Below are 19,783 nucleotides of genomic sequence, written 5' to 3' on the forward strand. Positions count from 1 at the left end.
TTAATCCGCGATCCGATATTAATAGGACATCGGATTTGCTCTGCTCAAGCTCGCTGCGACTGGACCCATGAAGACTGCCGACCCCGAACTGATGCGTGCAATCAATCGCTTGAACGTCCTCGACACGATCCGTCGTCACGGCCCCATCTCACGCGTAGAGATCAGCGAAAGAACCCAGCTCTCCACCACCACTGTTTCGGCGATAACGGCATCGTTACTGGATGACGGGCTCATCCTGTCGCGCCACCTAGGGGATATAAGAACAGAAGGCGCGCGCGGTCGTCCACGCGTCATGCTTGAACTCAATCCAGATGCCGCGCGCGTGGTTGGTGCGAAGATCGCTGCCAACCGCATGGTCTTCGTCGTCACCGATTTCTGCGGTAACGTGCTGTCTTCGCTGTCGCTACCAATCCGCATCGATCGCCAACCCATCGGCGTCATTGCTGACCTGATCGAAGACGGCGTTCGTCGATGCGTTGTCGATGCAGGGCTTTCGCTTGAGGACGTCGATCGGGTCTGCCTCGGTTTGCCCGGTGTAATCGAGCATCGCACCGGTAAAATCCGTTTCAGCCCGGTACTACGCGAAGTCAACATCGATTTTGCCGGCGAGATGACCTCGCGTTTCGGAACTCCCACGATCATCGAGAGCGATGCCCATGCCGTAACACTTGGCCACCACTGGTTCGGCAAGGCGCGCGACCTCGAGGACATGGTGCTAATTTCCCTGGAGCAGACACTCGGACTCGGCGTGCTGCACAGGAACGATCTCTTCCGCGGCGCAGGTGGCCTTAGCCACAATCTCGGCGACCTCGTGCTCGTCGCAAACCCGGAAAGCACGGTTCGGCTGGCAAGCCAGGCAGGCGAAAACGCGATCCTCGCATCAAGACCGGCTGACGGGCGTTTTGCCGAGGCTATCCGGCTTGGGCGGGGCATCCAACATGCGCAGGCGCTGGTGCTTGCGCAGGACAACGATCTTATCGCCGCCGCCCATCGTGCGGGTGCGGCGATAGGCCTGACGCTCGCCAATATCGTGACCTTGTTTGCGCCGCCGCGCGTCATCTTCGTCGGCTCCAGCCTCGACCTCGGTGCCCCGTTCATCGATAGCATCAGAAGCGCCTACGAGATTTCCGTACCGCCATCCCTTCAGGGCGTGGCGGAACTGGTTTTCGACGATTGTAGCGACGAACTCTGGGCACAGGGTGCTGCGGCTGTCGCGCTGTACGAACTTTATGAATCGCCTTGGAACACCACAGGCCCAGCTCTCTGAGGAGTGAGCGGGCGAAAGCATGATGGGAGAGAAGAATATGCAAAAGGTCGGCATCGGCATCATCGGATGCGGGAATATCTCGGGCGCTTATTTGAAGGCGATGGCATCGTTCCCCATCCTCGACATCAAGGGTGTCGCGGATATGAATTCGGACATGGCCAGAGCAAAGGCTGAGGAGTTCAATGTCACCGCGCGAAGCGTCGAGGAACTGCTGGCGGATCCGGAAATAGAGATCATCGTCAACCTGACGATCCCCAAGGCACATGTCGAAGTGGGTCTCAGAGCACTGGATGCCGGAAAGCACACCTATTCCGAAAAGCCGTTGGGCATCAACTTCGCTGAGGGCAAAAAGCTCGCTGAAGCGGCGAAAAGCAAGACGCTTCGCATTGGTGCGGCGCCGGATACTTTCCTCGGTGGCGGTCATCAGACGGCACGGACGCTCATCGATCAGGGCGTTCTCGGCACTCCGGTCGGCGGCACGGCGACCTTCATGTGCCCAGGACACGAACGGTGGCATCCCAACCCCGCCTTCTACTACGAAGTTGGCGGCGGACCGATGCTGGACATGGGCCCCTATTACATCACCGACCTCGTCAACCTCTTCGGACCCGTCGCTAAAGTTGCAGGCTTTGCCTTCTCGCCCCGCTCAGAGCGCCTGATCACCAGCGAGCCCCGTAACGGCGAAAAAATCCCGGTCCATGTGGCGACCCATGTCGCGGGCGCGCTGGCATTCCAAAACGGTGCCGTCGTTCAGGTCGGCATGAGTTTCGACGTGGCTGGACACAAGCATGTCCCGCTTGAACTATACGGCACGGAAGGAACGCTTTTGGTGCCAGATCCCAACCACTTCGGAGGTGAGGTTCAGCTTCTCAAAAAGGGTGGCGAATTCGAGACCCAGGACCTGTCGTCGCCCTATGCAGACGGGAACTACCGATCGATTGGCGTTGCCGACATGGCCCACGCCATCCGCTCCAATCGCCCGCACAGAGCTAACGGCGATCTGGCGCTCCATGTCCTCGAGGTCATGGAAGCGTTCCAGACCGCATCGGACACCGGCACAACCGTTTCCATCACCACCGTCGTCGACCGCCCGGCCCCGCTGGCCGAGTCGCTTGTCGACGGTCGGATCGGCAAATAATTCTGAGGAGGAATAAAATGCGTGAAGCACTGATTGTCTGGGGCGGGTGGAGCGGCCACGAGCCAGAGGAATGCTCGGTCATCATCAAGGACCTGCTCGAAGAGGAAGGTTTCAAGGTCTATGTCGAACATAGTACCGAAGCCTTCGCCGACCCTTCGGTTCATGATCTGAGCCTCGTCGTTCCGATCGTCACCATGTCCAAGATCGAAAAGGAAGAGATCAAGAATCTTGCCACCGCCGTCGAGAATGGTGTCGGTATTGCTGGATATCATGGCGGCGCCGGCGACAGTTTTCGCGAATGCGTCGAGTATCAATTCATGATCGGCGGACAATGGGTTGCCCACCCCGGTAACATCATCGACTACACCGTGAACATTACCAAGCCGGAAGACCCGATCATGGCCGGCATCACCGATTTCCCCTACACGTCCGAGCAGTACTACATGCAGGTCGACCCTTCGAACGAGGTGCTGGCGACGACGACCTTTACCGGAGACCACGCCTGGTGGATCGACGGTGTCGTCATGCCGGTTGCCTGGAAGCGCAACTACGGGAAAGGTCGTGTCTTCTATTCATCGCTCGGCCATCAGGCAAAGGAATTTGCCGTCCCGCAGATGCGGGAGATTTTCCGGCGTGGCGCAAACTGGGCCGCCCGCTAGTTTACCGGAAAGGTATTTGGGCCGTGCGCGAATGCACGGCCTCCTCGGCGGCGCAGCATTCCGGAACTATCGAGCAAAACTTGACGAGTGCGCGCCTGTTGTTGTTTTCCGAAAGTGCGCATGTGCGGTTGTCACCGCTTCAACGGGCCTTAATGAACCCGTGCTTTTGCAGGATTTCGGCTATTTTCGCGTCCTGCTCCAGATCGGGCAAAAGCGCAGGCTGACGGCTCGCACCGACAGATGCATCCTGGATGTAGAGCGCACGCTTGACCATAGCCGGAGCAAATCCCAAAGCGTAGAGATCGGTCCGAAAAGCGGTGAACAAGGCCTGCTGACGTTCTGCTTCGGCAATATCACCAGCATTGAACCCGTTGAGAATACCGGCAAGCACCTGAGGGATGGCGTTGCCTAGCCCGGAAATACAACCCGCCGCTCCATTTTGCAGCGCCCACAACACCAGGTGATCGGGACCGGAGTACACTTCGAAGCCGGACACATCACGGGCAACGGATAGATAGGCTTCCAGCGTCTCTTTCGCCCCGCCGCTATCCTTGATCCCAGCAATATTACCATGTGCCGAGAGAGCACGGGCGGTTTCCGGCTCGATGTGGTTCTGCGTGCGCGCCGGGATGTCGTAGAGGTAGATCGGCGTCTTCACCGCATCGGCTACTGTGGAGAAATGGCGGATCAGGCCGTCCTGCGTGCAGGCGATAAAGAACGGTGTGATGACTGCGATAGCATTGACACCAATCCGGTCGAATTCGCGTGCCAGCTTCACCGTCTCGAATGTCGCGGGCATGCCGGCATTGACGATGACATCGACCTGACCATTGACTTCATCGACTACAGCTTCGGCAAGCTTTACCTTCTCATCGAAGGTCAACGCGGAAAAGTCGCCATTGGTGCCAGCGCACATGATGTTGTTGCCAGCAGCCACTTGGCGACGCACCTGCGCCCGCGTGGCCTCGTAATTGATGGTTTCGTCCTCGTTGAAGCACGTGACGAGCGCGACGAAGGCCTTTTTAGACATGATAGGTACTCCTTAAATTCCAAGTCAGGATGCGTGCGAAAGGCGAGCAGCGCGGTGCGCGGCCTGCACATCCGGGTCCGGGTCGAGGCCAGCGGCCAGCAGGGCCTGCGTATAGGGCTGACGCGGCGTTTCAAAGATTTCACGCACCGTGCCAATCTCGACCACCTCACCCCTTTGCATCACCATGACGTGGTCGGCAAAGTCGCGAACGACTGGAAGATCGTGGGCGATGAAGATGAAGGCAATTCCCATTTGCTTGCGCAGCTTGTCGAGCAGCGCGATGACCTGCGCCTGCACCGATACGTCGAGTGCTGAGACCGCCTCGTCACAGATGATCAGTTGCGGCTCGAGCGCGAGCGCCCGTGCGATCGCGATGCGTTGGCGCTGGCCGCCGGAGAACTGATGCGGATAGCGGCCCATATGTTCAGGTCCGAGGCCGACTTGGGTCAGAAGTTCCGCCACCCGTTCACGCCACTTCGCCTTTGGCAGTATGTCAGGGTGAATGACCCAAGCCTCCGAGATCAGCTGATAGACCGTCATTCGTGGGTTCAGCGACTGCGTGGGATCCTGAAACACCATCTGTAGATCGCGACGAAGCTTGTAGAGCTCAGCAGGCGAAAGAGTGAAAAGGTCCCTGCCCTTCCAGAAAGCTTCCCCGGAATCGGGCTCGTCCAGCCTGAGCAGAATGCGTGCGAGCGTGGATTTTCCCGACCCGCTTTCGCCAACGACGGCCATGGTCTCCCCAGCCATCAAGTCGAAGGAAACGCCTTTAAGCGCTTCGAAAGCACCGTAAGTCTTGCGGACGTTGCGTACCTTCAGCACAGGCTCGGCACCCGGCAGCGGCGCATGCATCTCACCCTTGCCGGGTGCAGCGGCGATCAGCTTCTTCGTGTAGGCATGTTGCGGGTTCTTGTAGACGTCGCGCACCGCGCCGGATTCGACCAGCACGCCTTTTTCCATCACCACCACACGATCAGCGATTTCGGCAACAACGCCGAGATCGTGGGTAATGATCAGCACGGCCATGCCGGTTTCCCGCTGAAGCTCCTTGAGAAGCGCCAGCACTTCCGCCTGAACCGTGACATCGAGTGCCGTCGTCGGCTCGTCGGCGATTAGAATATCCGGGCGTAAGGCGAGCGCCATGGCAATCATCACGCGCTGGCGTTGGCCACCAGAAAATTCATGCGGATATTTTTCGAGTGAGGTTTCCGGGCTTGGAATACCAACACGGCCAAGCAGTCGGAGCGCTTCGGCCTTCGCCTTGGCATCATCCGTACCATGGGTTGTCAGTGCTTCGCGGATTTGCCAGCCGACAGTATAGACCGGGTTCAAGTGGCTCAGCGGATCCTGAAAGATCATCGCAATGCGGCGACCATTGATCTCGCGCCGTTGGGCTGAAGGCATGGTCAGAAGATCCACGCCATCCAGCAGGATCTGGCCGGAGGTGATGCGACCCGGCGGCATGTCAATCAGGTTCATGACGGCAGATGAGGAGACGGACTTGCCGGAGCCGCTCTCGCCAAGGATCGCCAGAGTTTCACCGCGATCGACATGGTAGGAGATGTCGCGCACCGCCTTGACCACACCGTTGACGGTGTGGAACTCGACCGAGAGATTGCGAACTTCGAGTAAATGTTCAGCCATTCTTGTGGCCCTTCATTTCCAGACGCCAGCGCTGCACGGGATCAAGAGCAATGCGCAGCCAGTTGGACAGGAGGTTCAGCGACATGGTGGTCAGAATGATCGCCAGTCCCGGCCAGAAGGAGAGCCACCATGCGTTGGTGAGATACTGCCTCCCTTGGCTTATCATTAGACCCCAGGTGATTTCTGGTGGCTGGATGCCGATGCCGAGGAAGGAGAGTGCACTCTCGGCCAACATCACATAGGCGAAATCAAGCGTGGCGAGCGTCGTCAGCGTTGGCAGCACGACGGGAAGGATGTGGCGAAACAGAATGCGCTTGTTGGAAGCGCCCATCACTCGTGCCGCCTGCACGAACATGCGTTCGCGAATTTCCAGAACCTCGGCGCGGGTGGTGCGCAGATAGACAGGGATGCGGGTTATCGCCAGAACCAGCATCAGATTGAGGATCGACGATCCCAGGATGTAGAGCACGATAACGGCAATCAAAAGCGACGGAAATGACATGATCACGTCCGCGAGCCGCATGATTACCTGATTGACCCTTGCCGAAGAAAAACCCGCGATCAAGCCAAGAGCGGTGCCGATGATCGATGAGATCAACACCGCACCCGCCGCCACCATCAAGGTGTTCTGGGTGGCAACGATGATGCGGGCGAGAAGCGGACGGCCGAGCGCGTCGGCGCCCATCCACCAGACCCACGCCTTTTCGAAGTCGAAGGGTGCGGCGTTTCGGCCACGCAAGTTCTGCTTCGTCGCAACATCGCCAAGCCAGCTCGGGCCGATCACTGCCAGAATGATGATGAATACGAGAAAGATCGCAGCGGCGAGAGCGAACTTGTCGGCGAGAAGCATACGGAACATGCGCTGATAGAAGGGTGGCTCGTACGCGATATCCGTGGCAGTCGTGACGTCAGTCATTGTCGTCCCTCCCTAATGCCGGATACGTGGATCGAGAAACGCGTAAGCGAGATCGATCAGGAGGTTCATGATGAAAATCGCGACCGCCGTGACCAGAATGGCGGCGAGAACGACGTTGAAGTCGCGCTGCAAGATGGAATCGATCATCAGCTTGCCGACACCCGGGAAACCAAAGATGGTTTCGATGATGACAGCGCCGTTAAGCAAGCTTGCCGCTTGATCGCCGAGCACCGTGATCACGGGCAGCATGGCGTTGCGAAGCGCATGAATGAAGATGATCGGACCGGATTTGACGCCTTTGGCGCGCGCCGTCTTTACGTAAGCAGACGACAGCGCCGTGATCATGGACCCGCGCACAACCTGAACGATGATGCCGAAGGGGCGCACAAAAAGCACGCCGATCGGCAGGATCCAATGCCAGATGGAGCCCGTACCCGATGTCGGTAGCCAGGTGAGATTGACGGCGAAGACCACAATCGCAACGATTGCCAGCCAGAAATCCGGCACAGACGCGCCGATCAGCGAGACGATGGACGAAAAGCGGTCGAAAAACCCACCGACACGGAAGGCGGCGAAGGAGCCAACGACAATCGCCGCGACCGTGACGAGTGTCATGGTGCTGACCGCAAGCCACAAAGTCCAGACAAAAGCTTCCAGCACCACATCGAGTGCAGGCCGGGCTTTGCGCAACGATTCTCCAAGGTCGCCGGTCAGCACGTCACCGACATAGCGACCGAATTGGACAAGCAAAGGATCGTTGAGGCCATGCAATTCGCGAAACTGGTTCTTCAACTCGGCAGAAGCTTCGACTGGCAGGAAAAGCGCTGCGGGATCGCCGGTCAGGCGAGAGAGGAAGAAGACCATGACGATCAGCCCGATCAACGAGATCAGACTGGCCACGGCCCTTTTTCGGATGAAACTCAGCATGGCGTCCTCGAAGAAACCTGTGCAGCGGCATCACTTTGCCGCGCGTCGTTCAAGCGAGATGGCGGCACTGGCCGCCATCTCCGGCTGGATGTGATCTTACTTGATCTTGATCTCGGAGAGCTGGAGCATCGAGTTCGTCGCAATCGTCGGCTTGAAGTCGAGACGTTCAGAGACACGGGCAAAGCCGACCATGTGGAAGAGCAGCACATCTGCCACCACGTCGTCATGCAGGTAGGCGATCAGTTCCGACCAGAGCTTGGCACGGTCATCGCCGACGGCAGCTGAAGCGCGCTTGATCAGATCATCAACCTTCGGATCGGAAAAGCCCGACTGCGTGCCGTCAGAAGCATATTTGAAGAACATCGAGAAGGAGGGGTCACCCTTGGAGTTGTCGTGCATGGCAGCGACGATCTGGGGACCACGATCCTTGGCGAAGGGCTTCGAATAATAGCGCTCATGTTCTGCGACTTCGACGAATTTCAGGTCAACCTTGAAGCCGACATCCTGCAACTGCTGCTGAATGGCCTCCATGATTTCGGTGACGTTCGGGAAGTTGGCCGAGCGCGCGATGATGGTGATCGGCGTATCGACCTTCACACTATCTGCCTTGGCTTCGTCGAGTAGCTTCTTGGCGCCGTCGGGATCATAGGGGAACACCTTGACGTCCTTGTTCCAGCCAAGCGTGGTTGGCGGGACGATTGCCGTTGCAAGTACCGCGCTTTCTGGAACCAGCGTGCCGAGGAACGCTTGACGGTCGATGGCCAGGTTCAGCGCGCGGCGAACGCGTACATCGTTGAGCGGCGCAATGTTGTGATCAAGGCGAAGATAGACGGTCTCGCTATCGAGATATGAGAAGTCAGTCTTCGGGTTCGTCGCATCGAGCTGAGAGATAGACGGAGATAGATCGGCTTCGCCGGCTTGAACCATGGCTGCGCGGACAGCCGGATCGGCGCGGAACAGATACGTGGCCTCCGTCACTTCGGGCTTGGTGCCCCAATAATCGTCGCGGCCGGTGAGAACGATCTGCTGGCCAGGCGTCCAGTTGGTGAGCTTGTAGGGACCGGTGCCGACCGGCTCGCGGATAAATTCGAGTGGCGTCTCTTCTGGAACAATCGTGACGAGCGTCATCAGAAGAGGAAGGATCGGCTGGACGGGATCGGCTTTGAAGTCGATGGTGTAATCATCGACGACAGAAGGCGTCACCTTCATGCCCCCGAAGTAACGGCGGGATTCGCAGGCATTCTTGTCGCTCATGATGCGGTCGAAGCTGTGCTTGACATCCTTGGCATCGAAGCTTGAGCCATCAGAGAATTTCACGCCATGACGGAGATGAAAGCGCCAGCTGCCATCGGAGTTCTGCTCCCACTTTTCCGCCAGGCGCGGCATGACACCCTTGTCGGTGCGCACGTCGAGCTCCGTCAGCGTTTCGCTGACATTCTCCATGATGACACGGCCAATATTCGATCGCGTCGCCATGCAGGGCTCAAGCAGGTCCGCTTCTTCGGCCAGCACGACCTTGATCGGGCCAGATCCCGCATAGGCCGGCGTCACCGCGGGCATCACCAGCGTACTTAGCGCCAAGGCACATGAAACAGCAGTCTTTTTCATCTTTGTTCTCCTCCCAGATGAAGTCCATACATGACAGGCGACGACATGGATGAGCGAGCAAGATCCGCCTTCCAGAAGCTTGAATGTGTCGAAACGCACCGACAGACATCCTGAGCCCTCATCGACCAGGTTGACGCTGAGCATCTACGCACAGCCCCATCTTGTCAAATAGAATTACGATGTAAAATATAAAACAAAAACATAATCATATTTTCTTATTTATTTTCAATATTTTAAAAAATGCAAATCGGAATATCTCGCTGTTTTAGGACATAAATAAACTTGACAACTTTCGAATTTTGGCTGATTTCCGGAAGCGAGAGGAGCTCATCATGACCCCAGACGAGATAGCGCAACAGATGACGGGTGGACTGACTCAAGCCGAAGACGGGCGGACTGTTGCCTTTTTGCCTTCGCCCATGATTCAGAACCATGCCGCTTTCCTGCATCGCACTGCAGAAGGTTCGCTGATTTGTGCCTGGTTCGGTGGCTCTCTCGAAGGCAAATCCGACATTTCCATCTACGCATCCGTTCTACGGAAAAATGCCTCTAGCTGGGGTCCGGCGCAGCGCTTGAGTTCCGACACCGATCATTCAGAACAAAACCCGGTACTGTTTCAGGCTCCCGACGGGCGGCTCATTCTGTTCCATACCTCCCAGCCTTCCGGCAATCAGGATGAGTGCCGCATTCGCATGGCGGAAGTGGTGAACGACCCCATCGACCCGACCCGGCTCTTTGCCTCGGAAGGTCGCTACCTGGACTTGCCACGCGGTAGCTTCGTTCGCGCACCGCTGATGATCCGCAAGGACGGCGCATGGCTTCTGCCGATATTCCGATGCGTCCAGCGCCCCGGCCAGAAATGGAATGGTAGCCATGACACGGCAGCTGTCGGCATCAGTGAAGATGCTGGCCGGACCTGGCGCCTGGAGAAATTGCCGCAATCGACTGGCTGCGTACATATGTCACCTGTGTCCGATGGCACAGGCAGGTTCACTGCCTTCTTCCGTCGACGCCAGGCCGATTTCGTTTTTAGGACGGACAGTACCGACGAAGGGCGTAGCTGGAGCGTTCCCGTCGCAACAGACCTGCCGAACAACAATTCCTCGCTGGCAGCGATCACGCTTCATGACGGTCGTATTGCCCTGATCTGCAATCCGGTAAACCACGAAGCATCCAGCGACCGTCGCACTTCGCTCTATGACGAACTTGGCGAAGATGACGCCCGGCCGGATGCTGACCCGGCAGGCGGTATCGTCCCGGTATGGGGCGTTCCGCGTGCGCCGGTCAGCGTTTGTCTTTCGGAAGATGGTGGCAAGACCTTCCCGCAACGCATTATGATCGAAGATGGGCCGGGCACCTGCCTGTCGAACGATTCCATCGACGGACGTAACTTCGAGATGTCCTATCCGTGGCTGCTGGCGGATCCGGATGGAAGCCTCCACTTGGCCTACACCTATCATCGACGCGCGATCAAATATGTCCACCTGCCCGCAGGCTGGGACCGGACAGGCACTGGAGACTGACATGAGCGACATTATCGGCATCACGATGGGCGACCCTTGCGGCGTCGGCCCCGAAATTTCGGTTCGCGCCCTGGCCGAGATGTCGGCGCAAGATCGTATGGCAACCAGAATTTACGGAAACCTGGCTACGCTTGAAGCTGCCCGACAGGCGCTGGGCCTTAGCATCGATCTCGAGCCCCACGTCGTGGACATCGACGTGGAAGGCGCACCGCTTCCCTGGGGCAAGCTTAGTCCAATTGCGGGTGACGCTGCCTTCCGCTTTATCGAGAGGGCTGTGCGCGATGCAGAAGCTGGCTTGATTGGCTGCATCGTCACAGCCCCCATCAACAAGGAAGCCTTGAACGCAGCTGGTCATCACTATGACGGCCACACTGGTATGCTGCGCAGTCTGACCGGATCAAGCGCCGCATATATGCTGCTCGCCTCCGAACGATTGAAAGTCATACACGTTTCTACCCACGTGTCGCTTCAGGAAGCGATCCGCCGCTCGACGACAGAACGCGTGCTCGCCACCATCCGCGCCGGCAACAAGCACTTGAAGCGTATCGGATATGAGAACCCACGCATTGCGGTCGCCGGTATCAACCCACACTGCGGTGAAAACGGACTGTTCGGCACGGAAGATGACGATCAGATCGCCCCGGCGGTCGCCGCTGCCAAGGCCGAGGGCATCAACGTCGATGGCCCGATTTCAGCCGATACCGTTTTCCACCGCGCCTATTCGGGCGCCTTCGATCTGGTGGTCGCCCAATATCACGATCAGGGCCACATCCCGATCAAGCTGGTCGCCTTCGATACCGCCGTCAACGTCTCCGTCGAACTGCCGATCGATCGAACATCCGTCGACCACGGAACAGCCTTCGACATTGCCGGCAGGGGTATCGCAAATCATGGCAACATGAACTCGGCCATCGCCTATGCCCGCAAGCTGGTCGATGGCCGGACAGAAAAAGGATACTGCCGATGACTGCTTTCATTACGCTTCACCAGCCCAGAAGGCTGATCGTTGGCGCAGGCTCGATCGGCGAGGTCGGAAGTCTCGTTGGCAATGCTCAGGCGACGCTCGTCATCGCGACGCCCATCACCGCGGGCTTTGTCGACCGTCTTCAACTTGCCGGGAAAGTAGAAGTCTTCGATGCCATCCCCGGAGAACCGGATGTTGCGACGCTCGAGGCTGCCTTGAGTGTCGCACGCAGGGTCAAGCCGCAGGTAGTAATCGGTCTGGGTGGCGGATCGGTCCTCGACGTAGCAAAGCTGGTTGCGGTTTTGTGGGATAGCCAACAAACGCTTGCCGATGTCGCTGGACCCAACCGCGTCGCTGGACGAAACACGCAGCTTGTACAAGTGGCCACAACCGCGGGCACAGGCTCGGAAGCGGGCATCCGCTCTCTGATCACGGATCCGGTCAAGGGCGCGAAGATCGCAGTCGAAAGCCCTTACATGATTGCCGACATCGCGGTTCTCGATCCGGAATTGACCTTCAGCGTACCGCCCGCAGTTACAGCGGCCACCGGCGTCGACGCCATGGCGCATTGCGTTGAGGCCTTCACCAACAAAAGGGCGCATCCCATGATCGATGGCTTTGCGCGCATGGGATTTCGCCTTGTCGGGAAATATCTTGCCCGCGCCGTCAATGACGGCTCCGATACGCAAGCACGCGAAGCCATGATGCTCGCATCCTACTACGGTGGCATTTGTCTGGGTCCGGTCAATACGGCTGCCGGTCACGCCATCGCTTATCCGCTCGGCACTCGGCTGGGTCTGCCGCATGGTCTGGCAAACGCGATCGTATTCCCGCATGTGCTTGCTTTCAACCAGCCGGTCGTTCGGGAAAAAACTGCGGAAGTCGCGGAAGCCCTTGGTTTTTCTGCAAATTCTCCCGAGGCTATTCTGGAGAATGGCCAGCGTTTCTGCACGGACCTCAACATCGAGATGCGGCTTTCGCACCACGGAGCGGAGGAAACCGATCTGGCGGCATATGCAGCGGAAGCCCATGCGAACCGCCGACTGATGGATAACAATCCCGCAGATATGACCGCAGACGATATTCTGTCGATCTACAAGTCGGCATATTAATTATATATATTTCAACGAAACAGGGGCCATCACGGCCCCTTTTTCATTCCGCGTCGGACGAACTTGCAATTACTGCCGATCCCTCGGTCAGATTGGCAAGCGACGCACTCGTCTGGAAGAGACGCGCCCGGGACCCTGTCAAATGCGCATGCATAAGTTCCTTGGCCTTCGGACCTTTGCCTGTAGCGATAGCGTCAGCGATCGCTTCATGCTCGGCAAACACGCGGGATAGACCGGCATTGTCGCGTTTGACCGATACACCATGGAAGCGCATGCCCACAGCGATGTGGTCTTTCAATGCTTCCATCGCCGTCGAAAAGTAGGTGTTGTTTGCCGCACGTGCGATAGCAAGGTGAAACTGGAAGTCGGCATCTTCGCGGTGAGCCTGGCGGTTCGTCGCATCCCGCATCAATTCGAGGGCGTCTCGGATCGCGAGAAGCGTGCCCGGTGTGTGTCGTGCTGCGGCAGCTTCCGCAGCAGCAGGTTCGAGCGTCAAACGGAATTCGTAGCAACTCAAAAGATCTGCAACATTCTCCAACTGCCCGAAACCCAGCGGCTGCTTCATGCCGAGAGAGCGCACGAAACTTCCTGCTCCGCGGCGAGAATATATCAGGCCCTGATCCCGCAGACGTCGAAGCGCTTCACGGATGATGGGACGCGACACCTCGAATTCAATCGCGAGATCATGCTCGGTTGGCAGTCGTTCATCGGATTGATAGGAGCCCGACTTGATGGCTCTGTGCATGCGCTCGAAGACGAGGTCCGCCAAACTTTTGCGCGCTGTTCCGCTTTGCAATCCCATCCTCAGTTCCTGCCGTCGAAAAGTTGCTCGGCGAGTCTCTTGAGAGTGTCAGGCTCTCCGAATCCGCCGGATTTCAAGATGATACATTGCCCGTTCGCGTAGGCCAGGCCAAGACCCGGCATGCATTCGCCCTTCAGCTGAAAGCTTGTCACGCCCATTGTCGCAAGAACGGCTTCGGCGGTGGCGCCGCCACACAAAAGCATGGTCCGAGCACCAGAGGTTAAGACTGGATGGACACTTTGCGCAAGGTTGTGAGCCACCTCTTCAGGTCTAAGCGTTGAAGGCCCCGTGGTTGCCTGAACGAGGATAGCTGGTGATGACAGCAAGCCTTTAGGCTCGACAATGCCGTTCGGTGCGGGCAGATAGGCCACGTCCTGCAGTTGCCGCAATTGTTCCACCTGCGCATCGGTGATGGGGTCATGTGATCCTATAACGAAGAGCCCCTGACCAGTCGGCGGCGTGACGAGCTCGGCCTTGGCGCGGTGCGTCATTCGATCAGCAAGAGCCTCCGCGAGGCCCCGTGCTCCAACCAAAAGGTCGATTCCATTACCTTCGCAGTCGTCAAGAGCAGACAGCAAATCTTCCGGGGTACCCGCCTCGGCAATTGTCGAGCGTTCGGCGTGGCGACCGAGAGCGTCAGCGACGCAGATTGGCGTCTCGACGCCAAAACCATCCACGTGACCATTTCTGACGAAACGGCCGAATGCAGGAATAGCCGGTGCCACCAAGGCGCGACGATACTCGATTGCATCCAGCTCAGCCGAGATGTTTCCCTTCAACCGAGAATCGACCTTCTTGAACAGACGCACAGCTGGCGGCAGGTACGCCATGAGCTCGCGCATTGTCTTACAGGCTTCGCATGCTGGCTTCTCGCGCGACGCCAGGTTTATGGAAAGCACGTCTGGCTTCAGCGCAAGCGCTCCGGTGACCGCATCATTGGTCAGGGCGATTTCCGTATAAAGCCCCCTGGCCGCGAAAGGGGCAGCGGTATCCAATGCTCCAGTGAGGTCGTCGGCGATGATGACGAGCACTGCGATACTCCGTGTTGTTATCTTCTTTTTCAAAATATGGTCTATTTTCCAGTATGATGCAACAATCCGATAACAAATTAATCCTGACTGCAAACAGGTAGCGCCGTATGCGGTGGAGGTCGGTATGGAACATCTGCCGATGGCCTGCGTTAAGGCTACCCTTCAGACTGTTTCCAGAGGCACATCGTGGATCAAGCTCAACGCGCCGCTCCCCAAGACGAAGCGAAGCAAAACGGCGATCCGGAGAATCAACAGCGTCAGAACGACGCCTCCGGAGAGGATCAAAACAATGACGAGAAAAAGCCTTCATTGATCAGGCGCCATCCGTTCTGGGCAGCAGGTATCGTTCTCGCCCTCATCGCATTTGGGATTGGCGGATATTTCATCTGGCTCATCTATTTTCATCCCTACGAGACAACCGACGATGCATTTGTCGATGCGCGTAGCTTCTCCCTGGCGGCGAAGGTGTCCGGCTATCTCGACGATGTCGCTGCAGCAGACAATGCGCATGTGGAGGCAGGAGCGGTGATCGCGAGAATAGCGCCGCGCGATTATCAGATCGCCGTCGACCAGGCGCAGGCGCAGGTGGAATCCGCAAGAGCCGCGATCACCAATGCGGCAGCGCAAATTGACGTTGCTTCCGCTGCAATCGAAGAGGCCAAGGCGCGCGAAACATCGTCGGCCGCCGCGCTTCAGTTTGCAAAAGATGAAGCCGACCGCCAGCGGCAGTTGCAGCAGGGCGGTGCCGGTAGCCTGCAAACATCTCAACAGGCGGAATCTAACCTGCGACAGGCTCAGGCTGCATATGCTGAGGCACAAGCGAACATCAGTTCGGCACTGAAAAACAAGGTGGCGGCGGAGGCACAGCGAACAAGTGCCCAGGCAAGTCTGAAACAAGCCGAGGCCCAAAAGGAAAGTGCCGACCAGAACCTTCTCTATACGACGCTGACGGCAGCTCAACCCGGACGCGTCGTCAAGATTAGCGGAGCCAAAGGCCAGTTTGTCCAGGCAGGTCAGGCGATCGCGATGTTCGTTCCCGATGAGATCTGGGTGACTGCAAATTTCAAGGAGACGCAACTGGCTGACATGCGCGCCGGTCAGCCCGCTGAACTGACGATCGATGCCTACCCCGATCACGTTTTGCATGGAAAGGTCGATTCTGTACAGCCCGGCTCCGGCACCGCCTTTTCATTGCTGCCAGCGGAGAACGCCACCGGCAATTATGTGAAAGTGACTCAACGCGTGCCGGTGAAAATCGTAGTCGATCAATGGCCAAAGGACGTTTCGATCGGCCCCGGAATGTCGGTCGTGCCCACCGTCACCGTTCGTCCCAGACACTAGTCGAGAGATAAGATAGAGGCGGGACATGGCAAGCGCAGCAGCGACAGGCGCAACCGGCACGAAAGCAAGCGGCCGCGCAACCAATCCATGGCTTGTGGCGGTGGTCGTCGCGTTGGCGGTCTTCATGGAAGTACTCGACACGACAATTGCCAATGTCGCTCTGCGGTACATCTCTGGTGGCTTGGCGGTCAGCTCCGACGAAGCGTCGTGGGTGGTCACGACCTACCTCGTTTCCAATGCTATCGCACTAATCGCATCAAGCTTCATCGCACAGCGCTATGGCCGCAAACGATTTTATCTGGTCTGCCTTGCCATGTTTACCATCGCGTCTGTCATGTGCGGGCTGGCATGGGACCTCCCGTCTCTTCTAGTGTTCCGTATGATCCAGGGCTTTGCCGGGGGCGGAATGGTGCCAGTGTCTCAATCAATCCTCACCGATGCCTTTCCGCCAGCAAAGCGCGGTCAGGCATTTGCGATATTCGGTATCGCGGTGGTGGTGGCGCCAGTTGTCGGCCCTACGCTCGGCGGCTGGCTTTCCGACAACTTCTCCTGGCACTGGTGTTTTCTGATTAACGGGCCGGTCGGCATCTTCGCCTTCATGCTCGTCTATTTTCTGGTTAACGAATCTGAGGAACAGGAGAAAAAACGTCAGGACATGCGCCGGCGTGGCCTTCGTTTCGACCTGGTCGGCTTCGTGCTGGTTGCGACATTCCTCGGCTCGCTTGAACTCGTGCTGGATAGAGGGCAGATTGAGGATTGGCTCGACTCCACTTTCATCGTCATCACGTCGACGATCTGCTTTCTAGCGCTGGCAGCCTCCATCCCCTGGCTCCTGACAAAAAAGAACCCAGTGTTGGACGTTCGACTTATCGCGACACGGCAGTTCGGTTCTTGTATGATCGTGATGCTGGCGATCGGCGCGATCCTGATTGCCACCACACAATTCGTGCCGCAGGTTCTGCAGGAGAATTATGGCTACACTGCCACGTGGGCAGGCTTGGCTCTGTCTCCCGGCGGGATGGTGACGATGGTCATGATGTTCATGGCGGGCCAGCTGACTTCTCGCTTCCAGCCGAAATACCTGATCGCTATCGGTGCAACGATCATTGCCCTGTCTATGTATGACCTGACGCGTCTAACGCCAAATGCCGATTTCGGCTTCTTCGTGTGGTCCCGATGCATTCTCGGCCTGGGCCTGCCTCTTATCTTTATCCCTATCACTGCCGCCTCATATAACGGCTTGAGGCCGGACCAGACCGACCAGGCCTCCGCATTGATCAATGCGGCGCGCAACACTGGCGGTTCTATCGGCGTTTCAATTGCCTCCAACGTGCTTGCGTATCGGGAGCAGTGGCACCAGAGCAGACTGGTCGAGCATATCAACCCCGCAGAGCCCGCCTACCACCAGACCATGCAGAATTTACAGAGTTTCCTGACGGGCCGCGGCTCCTCCACAGTTGATGCACAAGGCCAGGCCATGGCCCTGATAGGCCAGCAGGTCGGCCTTCAAGCAAGCTCTCTCGCCTATATAGATGTGTTCTTTGTCTTGGCCATCATTTCGGCGCTCGCAGTGCCCTTGGCGCTCATCTTGCGCAACGTCAGTTTGAATGGCAAACCGGGAGGCATGCACTGACATCGTGGCGAGTTGCCGCAATCAGTGTGTTGTAATGCACACCGTGCCTAAGGCATGCGCCCGCCTTAGGGTAGCCGGTCGGACGCCAAACCATTTTTCGTTCGATTTTGCCACTGAACACAATCGAACGGGATAAATTCCGCGGCTCCGGGCTACCGCGCCAAAGCAACCAGCCGGCCATTTGACGGCTGTCGAAGAATATCCATATGCACATCATAAATGCGCAACAAATGATCGGACGTCATGATCTCCTCCGCTGATCCTTGCGCGATCAGCCTCCCCGAATGGAGCGCAACCACGCGATCGCAAAAGCGCGCCGCCATGTTTACGTCGTGAAGAACGGTGATGATCGTGATACCCTTTTTGCGGCAAAGTTCCTGCGTAAGCGACAGCACATCCAGTTGATGGCCGATATCAAGGGCAGACGTCGGTTCGTCCAGCAACAGGCATGCGGCATCCTGGGCAATGAGCATGGCAAGCCACACACGCTGACGCTCGCCGCCCGACAGGCTGTCGACCATGCGCTCCGTGAAAGGGCCTATCCCGGTAAGCGTGATCGCCTCCTCGACCTTGGCCTGATCGACAGCGCCAAAGCGACCCAGCGCGCCGTGCCAGGGATAGCGGCCAAGAGCCACCAACTCTTTCACCAGCATGCCAGGCGCCGCAGGCGTCCGTTGCGGCAGGTAGGCTAGCCGGCGGGCGAAGTCACGATCGGCCCATCCATTCAGCGGCTTTCCTTCGAAATGGATTGTCCCGCCACTTGCGCGTTGCTGACGTCCGATAAGCTTCAGGAGTGTCGATTTTCCGGAACCGTTATGGCCGATCAGAGCGATAGACTGACCTGCGGGAAGATCAAGCGTCAGCGGATGCAACAGAACACGTCCATCTATGGCAAAACTGACGTCCTTGAGTGAAAGAACCGGAGACGTTGCGGCGACTATTTGGGGTCCGGTTGCATGTATCGGCATGGCGCTTTATCCGTCGGGATTCAGTGAGATCGTGACCGGCAAATTTCGCGGTGGCTCAGCCGCCTCTCCAATTGACCGGAACACCCCCTAACGCCCTCGTACGCGTTCGGGATTGCTCGCAAATATTGAACTTGATAAAGAGATGCAAGTTTTATTGCGGAGCATCTCCTATGACTTTCCAGCCGCGGATGGAAAACAAAATCGAAGGCTTCTCGGTCATGGGCGGACTGCGTCGTCGTTATTGGAACGGCATCACGGTCGATCTCTGGGATGTCGAATGTGCGGCCTATGCTGGCGGTCACTACGTGGCCCGCGATCCACGCCTGTTTATTCTGCTAGACCAACATGGGCGTGGACGCCCGACCATGAGGTGGTCTCCGACATCATCCGGCTCACCCCAAGACAGACACAGCCCGATCTCATACATTCCCGCAGAAATGGAGCTATGGCTCGATATTGCCGACGTGCAATATGTGCGCCATCTCGATATTCATTTCGATGCGGATACCATTGTGCGCAGGCTGTCGGTCGAGATCGATCCGAAGAAGCTGACCGATCCAAAACTCTTGTTCTTCGATCAGCGCGTTATGGCGCTGGCTGAACTGATCGCCTCAGAAATGACGAACGATGCGCCACTGCACGACCTCTACGGAGACGGGCTCGCCCTGGCGCTTGTAATCAACGTTCTGAAATTGGAGAAGACATCGCCACGGCAGCGGAGTTCGCTTGCGGGATGGCAGCTACGCCGGGCCACCGATTTCATTGCGGAAAACTGCACGCGCAATATACGCCTGCACGAACTAGCCGAACTGACACGAATGTCGCAATCGCATTTCAGCCATTCATTCAAGGCTTCGACCGGTATGGCCCCGCATGACTGGCAAACCAAAGCCAGACTTGAAAAGGCAAAACAACTCCTCTCATCGAACACTCATCCTTTGACAGAGATCGCAGCGGAAACTGGTTTTTCAGACCAAGCACATTTCACCAAGGTTTTTCGCAAGCATGTAGGCACGACCCCGGCTCGCTGGCGTAAGGCTCGGCAGGAGTGACAAACTGGACAGCTTGCCCATGATCATCATTCGGACTATCCGGCTCGGGTGGCTGGTTTTGCAAATATCTGTTTGTCCTTTCCGAAAACGCCCAAGAATATTCAATTGTCGCAGAACGAGCCAAGCCGTTTTCCTAAATATGAGTTAATTGCTCAGCTATTGCAGGGC

The 19,783-nt window shown here is 57.6% G+C and carries 18 protein-coding genes; 10 read left to right on the forward strand and 8 right to left on the reverse strand.

Annotation, left to right across the window (positions count from 1 at the left end):
- Nucleotides 1-67 precede the first annotated feature (67 nt).
- Genes ACQZ5M_RS13805 through ACQZ5M_RS13815 form a run of 3 tightly spaced genes read left to right on the forward strand, consistent with a single transcriptional unit; the run spans nt 68 to nt 3,064 of the window.
- Entirely contained in the window at nt 68-1,267 is a 1,200-nt protein-coding gene (locus tag ACQZ5M_RS13805) for an ROK family protein (RefSeq protein WP_449080026.1), read from the forward strand.
- A 37-nt stretch (nt 1,268-1,304) separates the two neighbouring features.
- Complete coding sequence (locus tag ACQZ5M_RS13810; protein ID WP_449080027.1) at nt 1,305-2,405, forward strand: Gfo/Idh/MocA family protein; 1,101 nt, start codon at nt 1,305-1,307, stop codon at nt 2,403-2,405.
- 17 nt (nt 2,406-2,422) lie between these two features.
- Nucleotides 2,423-3,064 (forward strand): ThuA domain-containing protein, encoded by a 642-nt coding sequence (locus tag ACQZ5M_RS13815; protein ID WP_449080028.1) that lies wholly within the window; start codon nt 2,423-2,425, stop codon nt 3,062-3,064.
- Between the two features lie 139 nt (nt 3,065-3,203).
- Here ACQZ5M_RS13815 and ACQZ5M_RS13820 read toward each other — a convergent pair whose 3' ends face one another.
- The 4 genes from ACQZ5M_RS13820 to ACQZ5M_RS13835 are packed head-to-tail and all read right to left on the reverse strand — an operon-like array spanning nt 3,204 to nt 7,581.
- The gene (locus tag ACQZ5M_RS13820) at nt 3,204-4,094 is read right to left on the reverse strand and encodes a dihydrodipicolinate synthase family protein (RefSeq protein WP_296101371.1); all 891 of its coding nucleotides are present in this window, start codon (nt 4,092-4,094) and stop codon (nt 3,204-3,206) included.
- Between the two features lie 24 nt (nt 4,095-4,118).
- The gene (locus tag ACQZ5M_RS13825; protein WP_449080029.1) at nt 4,119-5,738 is read right to left on the reverse strand and encodes an ABC transporter ATP-binding protein; all 1,620 of its coding nucleotides are present in this window, start codon (nt 5,736-5,738) and stop codon (nt 4,119-4,121) included.
- Entirely contained in the window at nt 5,731-6,654 is a 924-nt protein-coding gene (locus ACQZ5M_RS13830; RefSeq protein ID WP_449080030.1) for an ABC transporter permease, read from the reverse strand. The genes ACQZ5M_RS13825 and ACQZ5M_RS13830 overlap by 8 nt, the downstream gene beginning before the upstream one ends.
- A gap of 12 nt (nt 6,655-6,666) precedes the next feature.
- On the reverse strand, nt 6,667-7,581 hold the full coding sequence (locus ACQZ5M_RS13835) for an ABC transporter permease (protein WP_062426890.1): 915 nt from the start codon (nt 7,579-7,581) through the stop codon (nt 6,667-6,669).
- Here ACQZ5M_RS13835 and ACQZ5M_RS13840 point away from each other — a divergent pair.
- Nucleotides 7,517-7,675, forward strand: a complete 159-nt coding sequence (locus ACQZ5M_RS13840) for a hypothetical protein (protein WP_449080150.1) — start codon at nt 7,517-7,519, stop codon at nt 7,673-7,675. The two genes, ACQZ5M_RS13835 and ACQZ5M_RS13840, sit on opposite strands and share 65 nt — an antisense overlap.
- Nucleotides 7,676-7,677: 2 nt before the next feature.
- Here ACQZ5M_RS13840 and ACQZ5M_RS13845 read toward each other — a convergent pair whose 3' ends face one another.
- Nucleotides 7,678-9,189: an ABC transporter substrate-binding protein gene (locus ACQZ5M_RS13845; protein WP_449080031.1), complete on the reverse strand. Its 1,512-nt coding sequence runs from the start codon at nt 9,187-9,189 to the stop codon at nt 7,678-7,680.
- Nucleotides 9,190-9,521: 332 nt separating this feature from the next.
- On the opposite strand from ACQZ5M_RS13845, the gene ACQZ5M_RS13850 reads away from it, so the two are divergent.
- The 3 genes from ACQZ5M_RS13850 to ACQZ5M_RS13860 are packed head-to-tail and all read left to right on the forward strand — an operon-like array spanning nt 9,522 to nt 12,788.
- On the forward strand, nt 9,522-10,712 hold the full coding sequence (locus tag ACQZ5M_RS13850) for a sialidase family protein (protein WP_296038590.1): 1,191 nt from the start codon (nt 9,522-9,524) through the stop codon (nt 10,710-10,712).
- A 1-nt stretch (nt 10,713) separates the two neighbouring features.
- Complete coding sequence (gene pdxA, locus ACQZ5M_RS13855; RefSeq protein ID WP_449080032.1) at nt 10,714-11,679, forward strand: 4-hydroxythreonine-4-phosphate dehydrogenase PdxA; 966 nt, start codon at nt 10,714-10,716, stop codon at nt 11,677-11,679.
- The gene (locus tag ACQZ5M_RS13860) at nt 11,676-12,788 is read left to right on the forward strand and encodes an iron-containing alcohol dehydrogenase (RefSeq protein ID WP_296038588.1); all 1,113 of its coding nucleotides are present in this window, start codon (nt 11,676-11,678) and stop codon (nt 12,786-12,788) included. The genes pdxA and ACQZ5M_RS13860 overlap by 4 nt, the downstream gene beginning before the upstream one ends.
- A 43-nt stretch (nt 12,789-12,831) precedes the next feature.
- Here the strand turns inward: ACQZ5M_RS13860 and ACQZ5M_RS13865 are convergent, their stop codons facing one another.
- Both ACQZ5M_RS13865 and ACQZ5M_RS13870 read right to left on the reverse strand, forming a co-directional pair.
- Nucleotides 12,832-13,590: a FadR/GntR family transcriptional regulator gene (locus tag ACQZ5M_RS13865; RefSeq protein ID WP_296019649.1), complete on the reverse strand. Its 759-nt coding sequence runs from the start codon at nt 13,588-13,590 to the stop codon at nt 12,832-12,834.
- A gap of 2 nt (nt 13,591-13,592) precedes the next feature.
- Nucleotides 13,593-14,621, reverse strand: a complete 1,029-nt coding sequence (locus ACQZ5M_RS13870) for a four-carbon acid sugar kinase family protein (protein WP_296038587.1) — start codon at nt 14,619-14,621, stop codon at nt 13,593-13,595.
- A 186-nt stretch (nt 14,622-14,807) separates the two neighbouring features.
- Between ACQZ5M_RS13870 and ACQZ5M_RS13875 the strand changes: the two genes are divergently transcribed.
- Together ACQZ5M_RS13875 and ACQZ5M_RS13880 are read left to right on the forward strand one after the other, a co-directional pair.
- Nucleotides 14,808-15,962 carry an HlyD family secretion protein gene (locus tag ACQZ5M_RS13875; RefSeq protein ID WP_296038585.1) on the forward strand — a complete coding sequence of 385 codons (1,155 nt, stop codon included), beginning with the start codon at nt 14,808-14,810 and terminating at the stop codon, nt 15,960-15,962.
- Between the two features lie 25 nt (nt 15,963-15,987).
- Entirely contained in the window at nt 15,988-17,595 is a 1,608-nt protein-coding gene (locus tag ACQZ5M_RS13880; protein WP_296077464.1) for a DHA2 family efflux MFS transporter permease subunit, read from the forward strand.
- A 152-nt stretch (nt 17,596-17,747) separates the two neighbouring features.
- Here ACQZ5M_RS13880 and ACQZ5M_RS13885 read toward each other — a convergent pair whose 3' ends face one another.
- Complete coding sequence (locus ACQZ5M_RS13885; RefSeq protein ID WP_296038583.1) at nt 17,748-18,563, reverse strand: ATP-binding cassette domain-containing protein; 816 nt, start codon at nt 18,561-18,563, stop codon at nt 17,748-17,750.
- Between the two features lie 170 nt (nt 18,564-18,733).
- On the opposite strand from ACQZ5M_RS13885, the gene ACQZ5M_RS13890 reads away from it, so the two are divergent.
- The gene (locus ACQZ5M_RS13890) at nt 18,734-19,615 is read left to right on the forward strand and encodes an AraC family transcriptional regulator (RefSeq protein ID WP_296105024.1); all 882 of its coding nucleotides are present in this window, start codon (nt 18,734-18,736) and stop codon (nt 19,613-19,615) included.
- Nucleotides 19,616-19,783: the final 168 nt, after the last annotated feature.

The organism is Rhizobium sp. 22-785-1 (genome assembly GCF_053521965.1).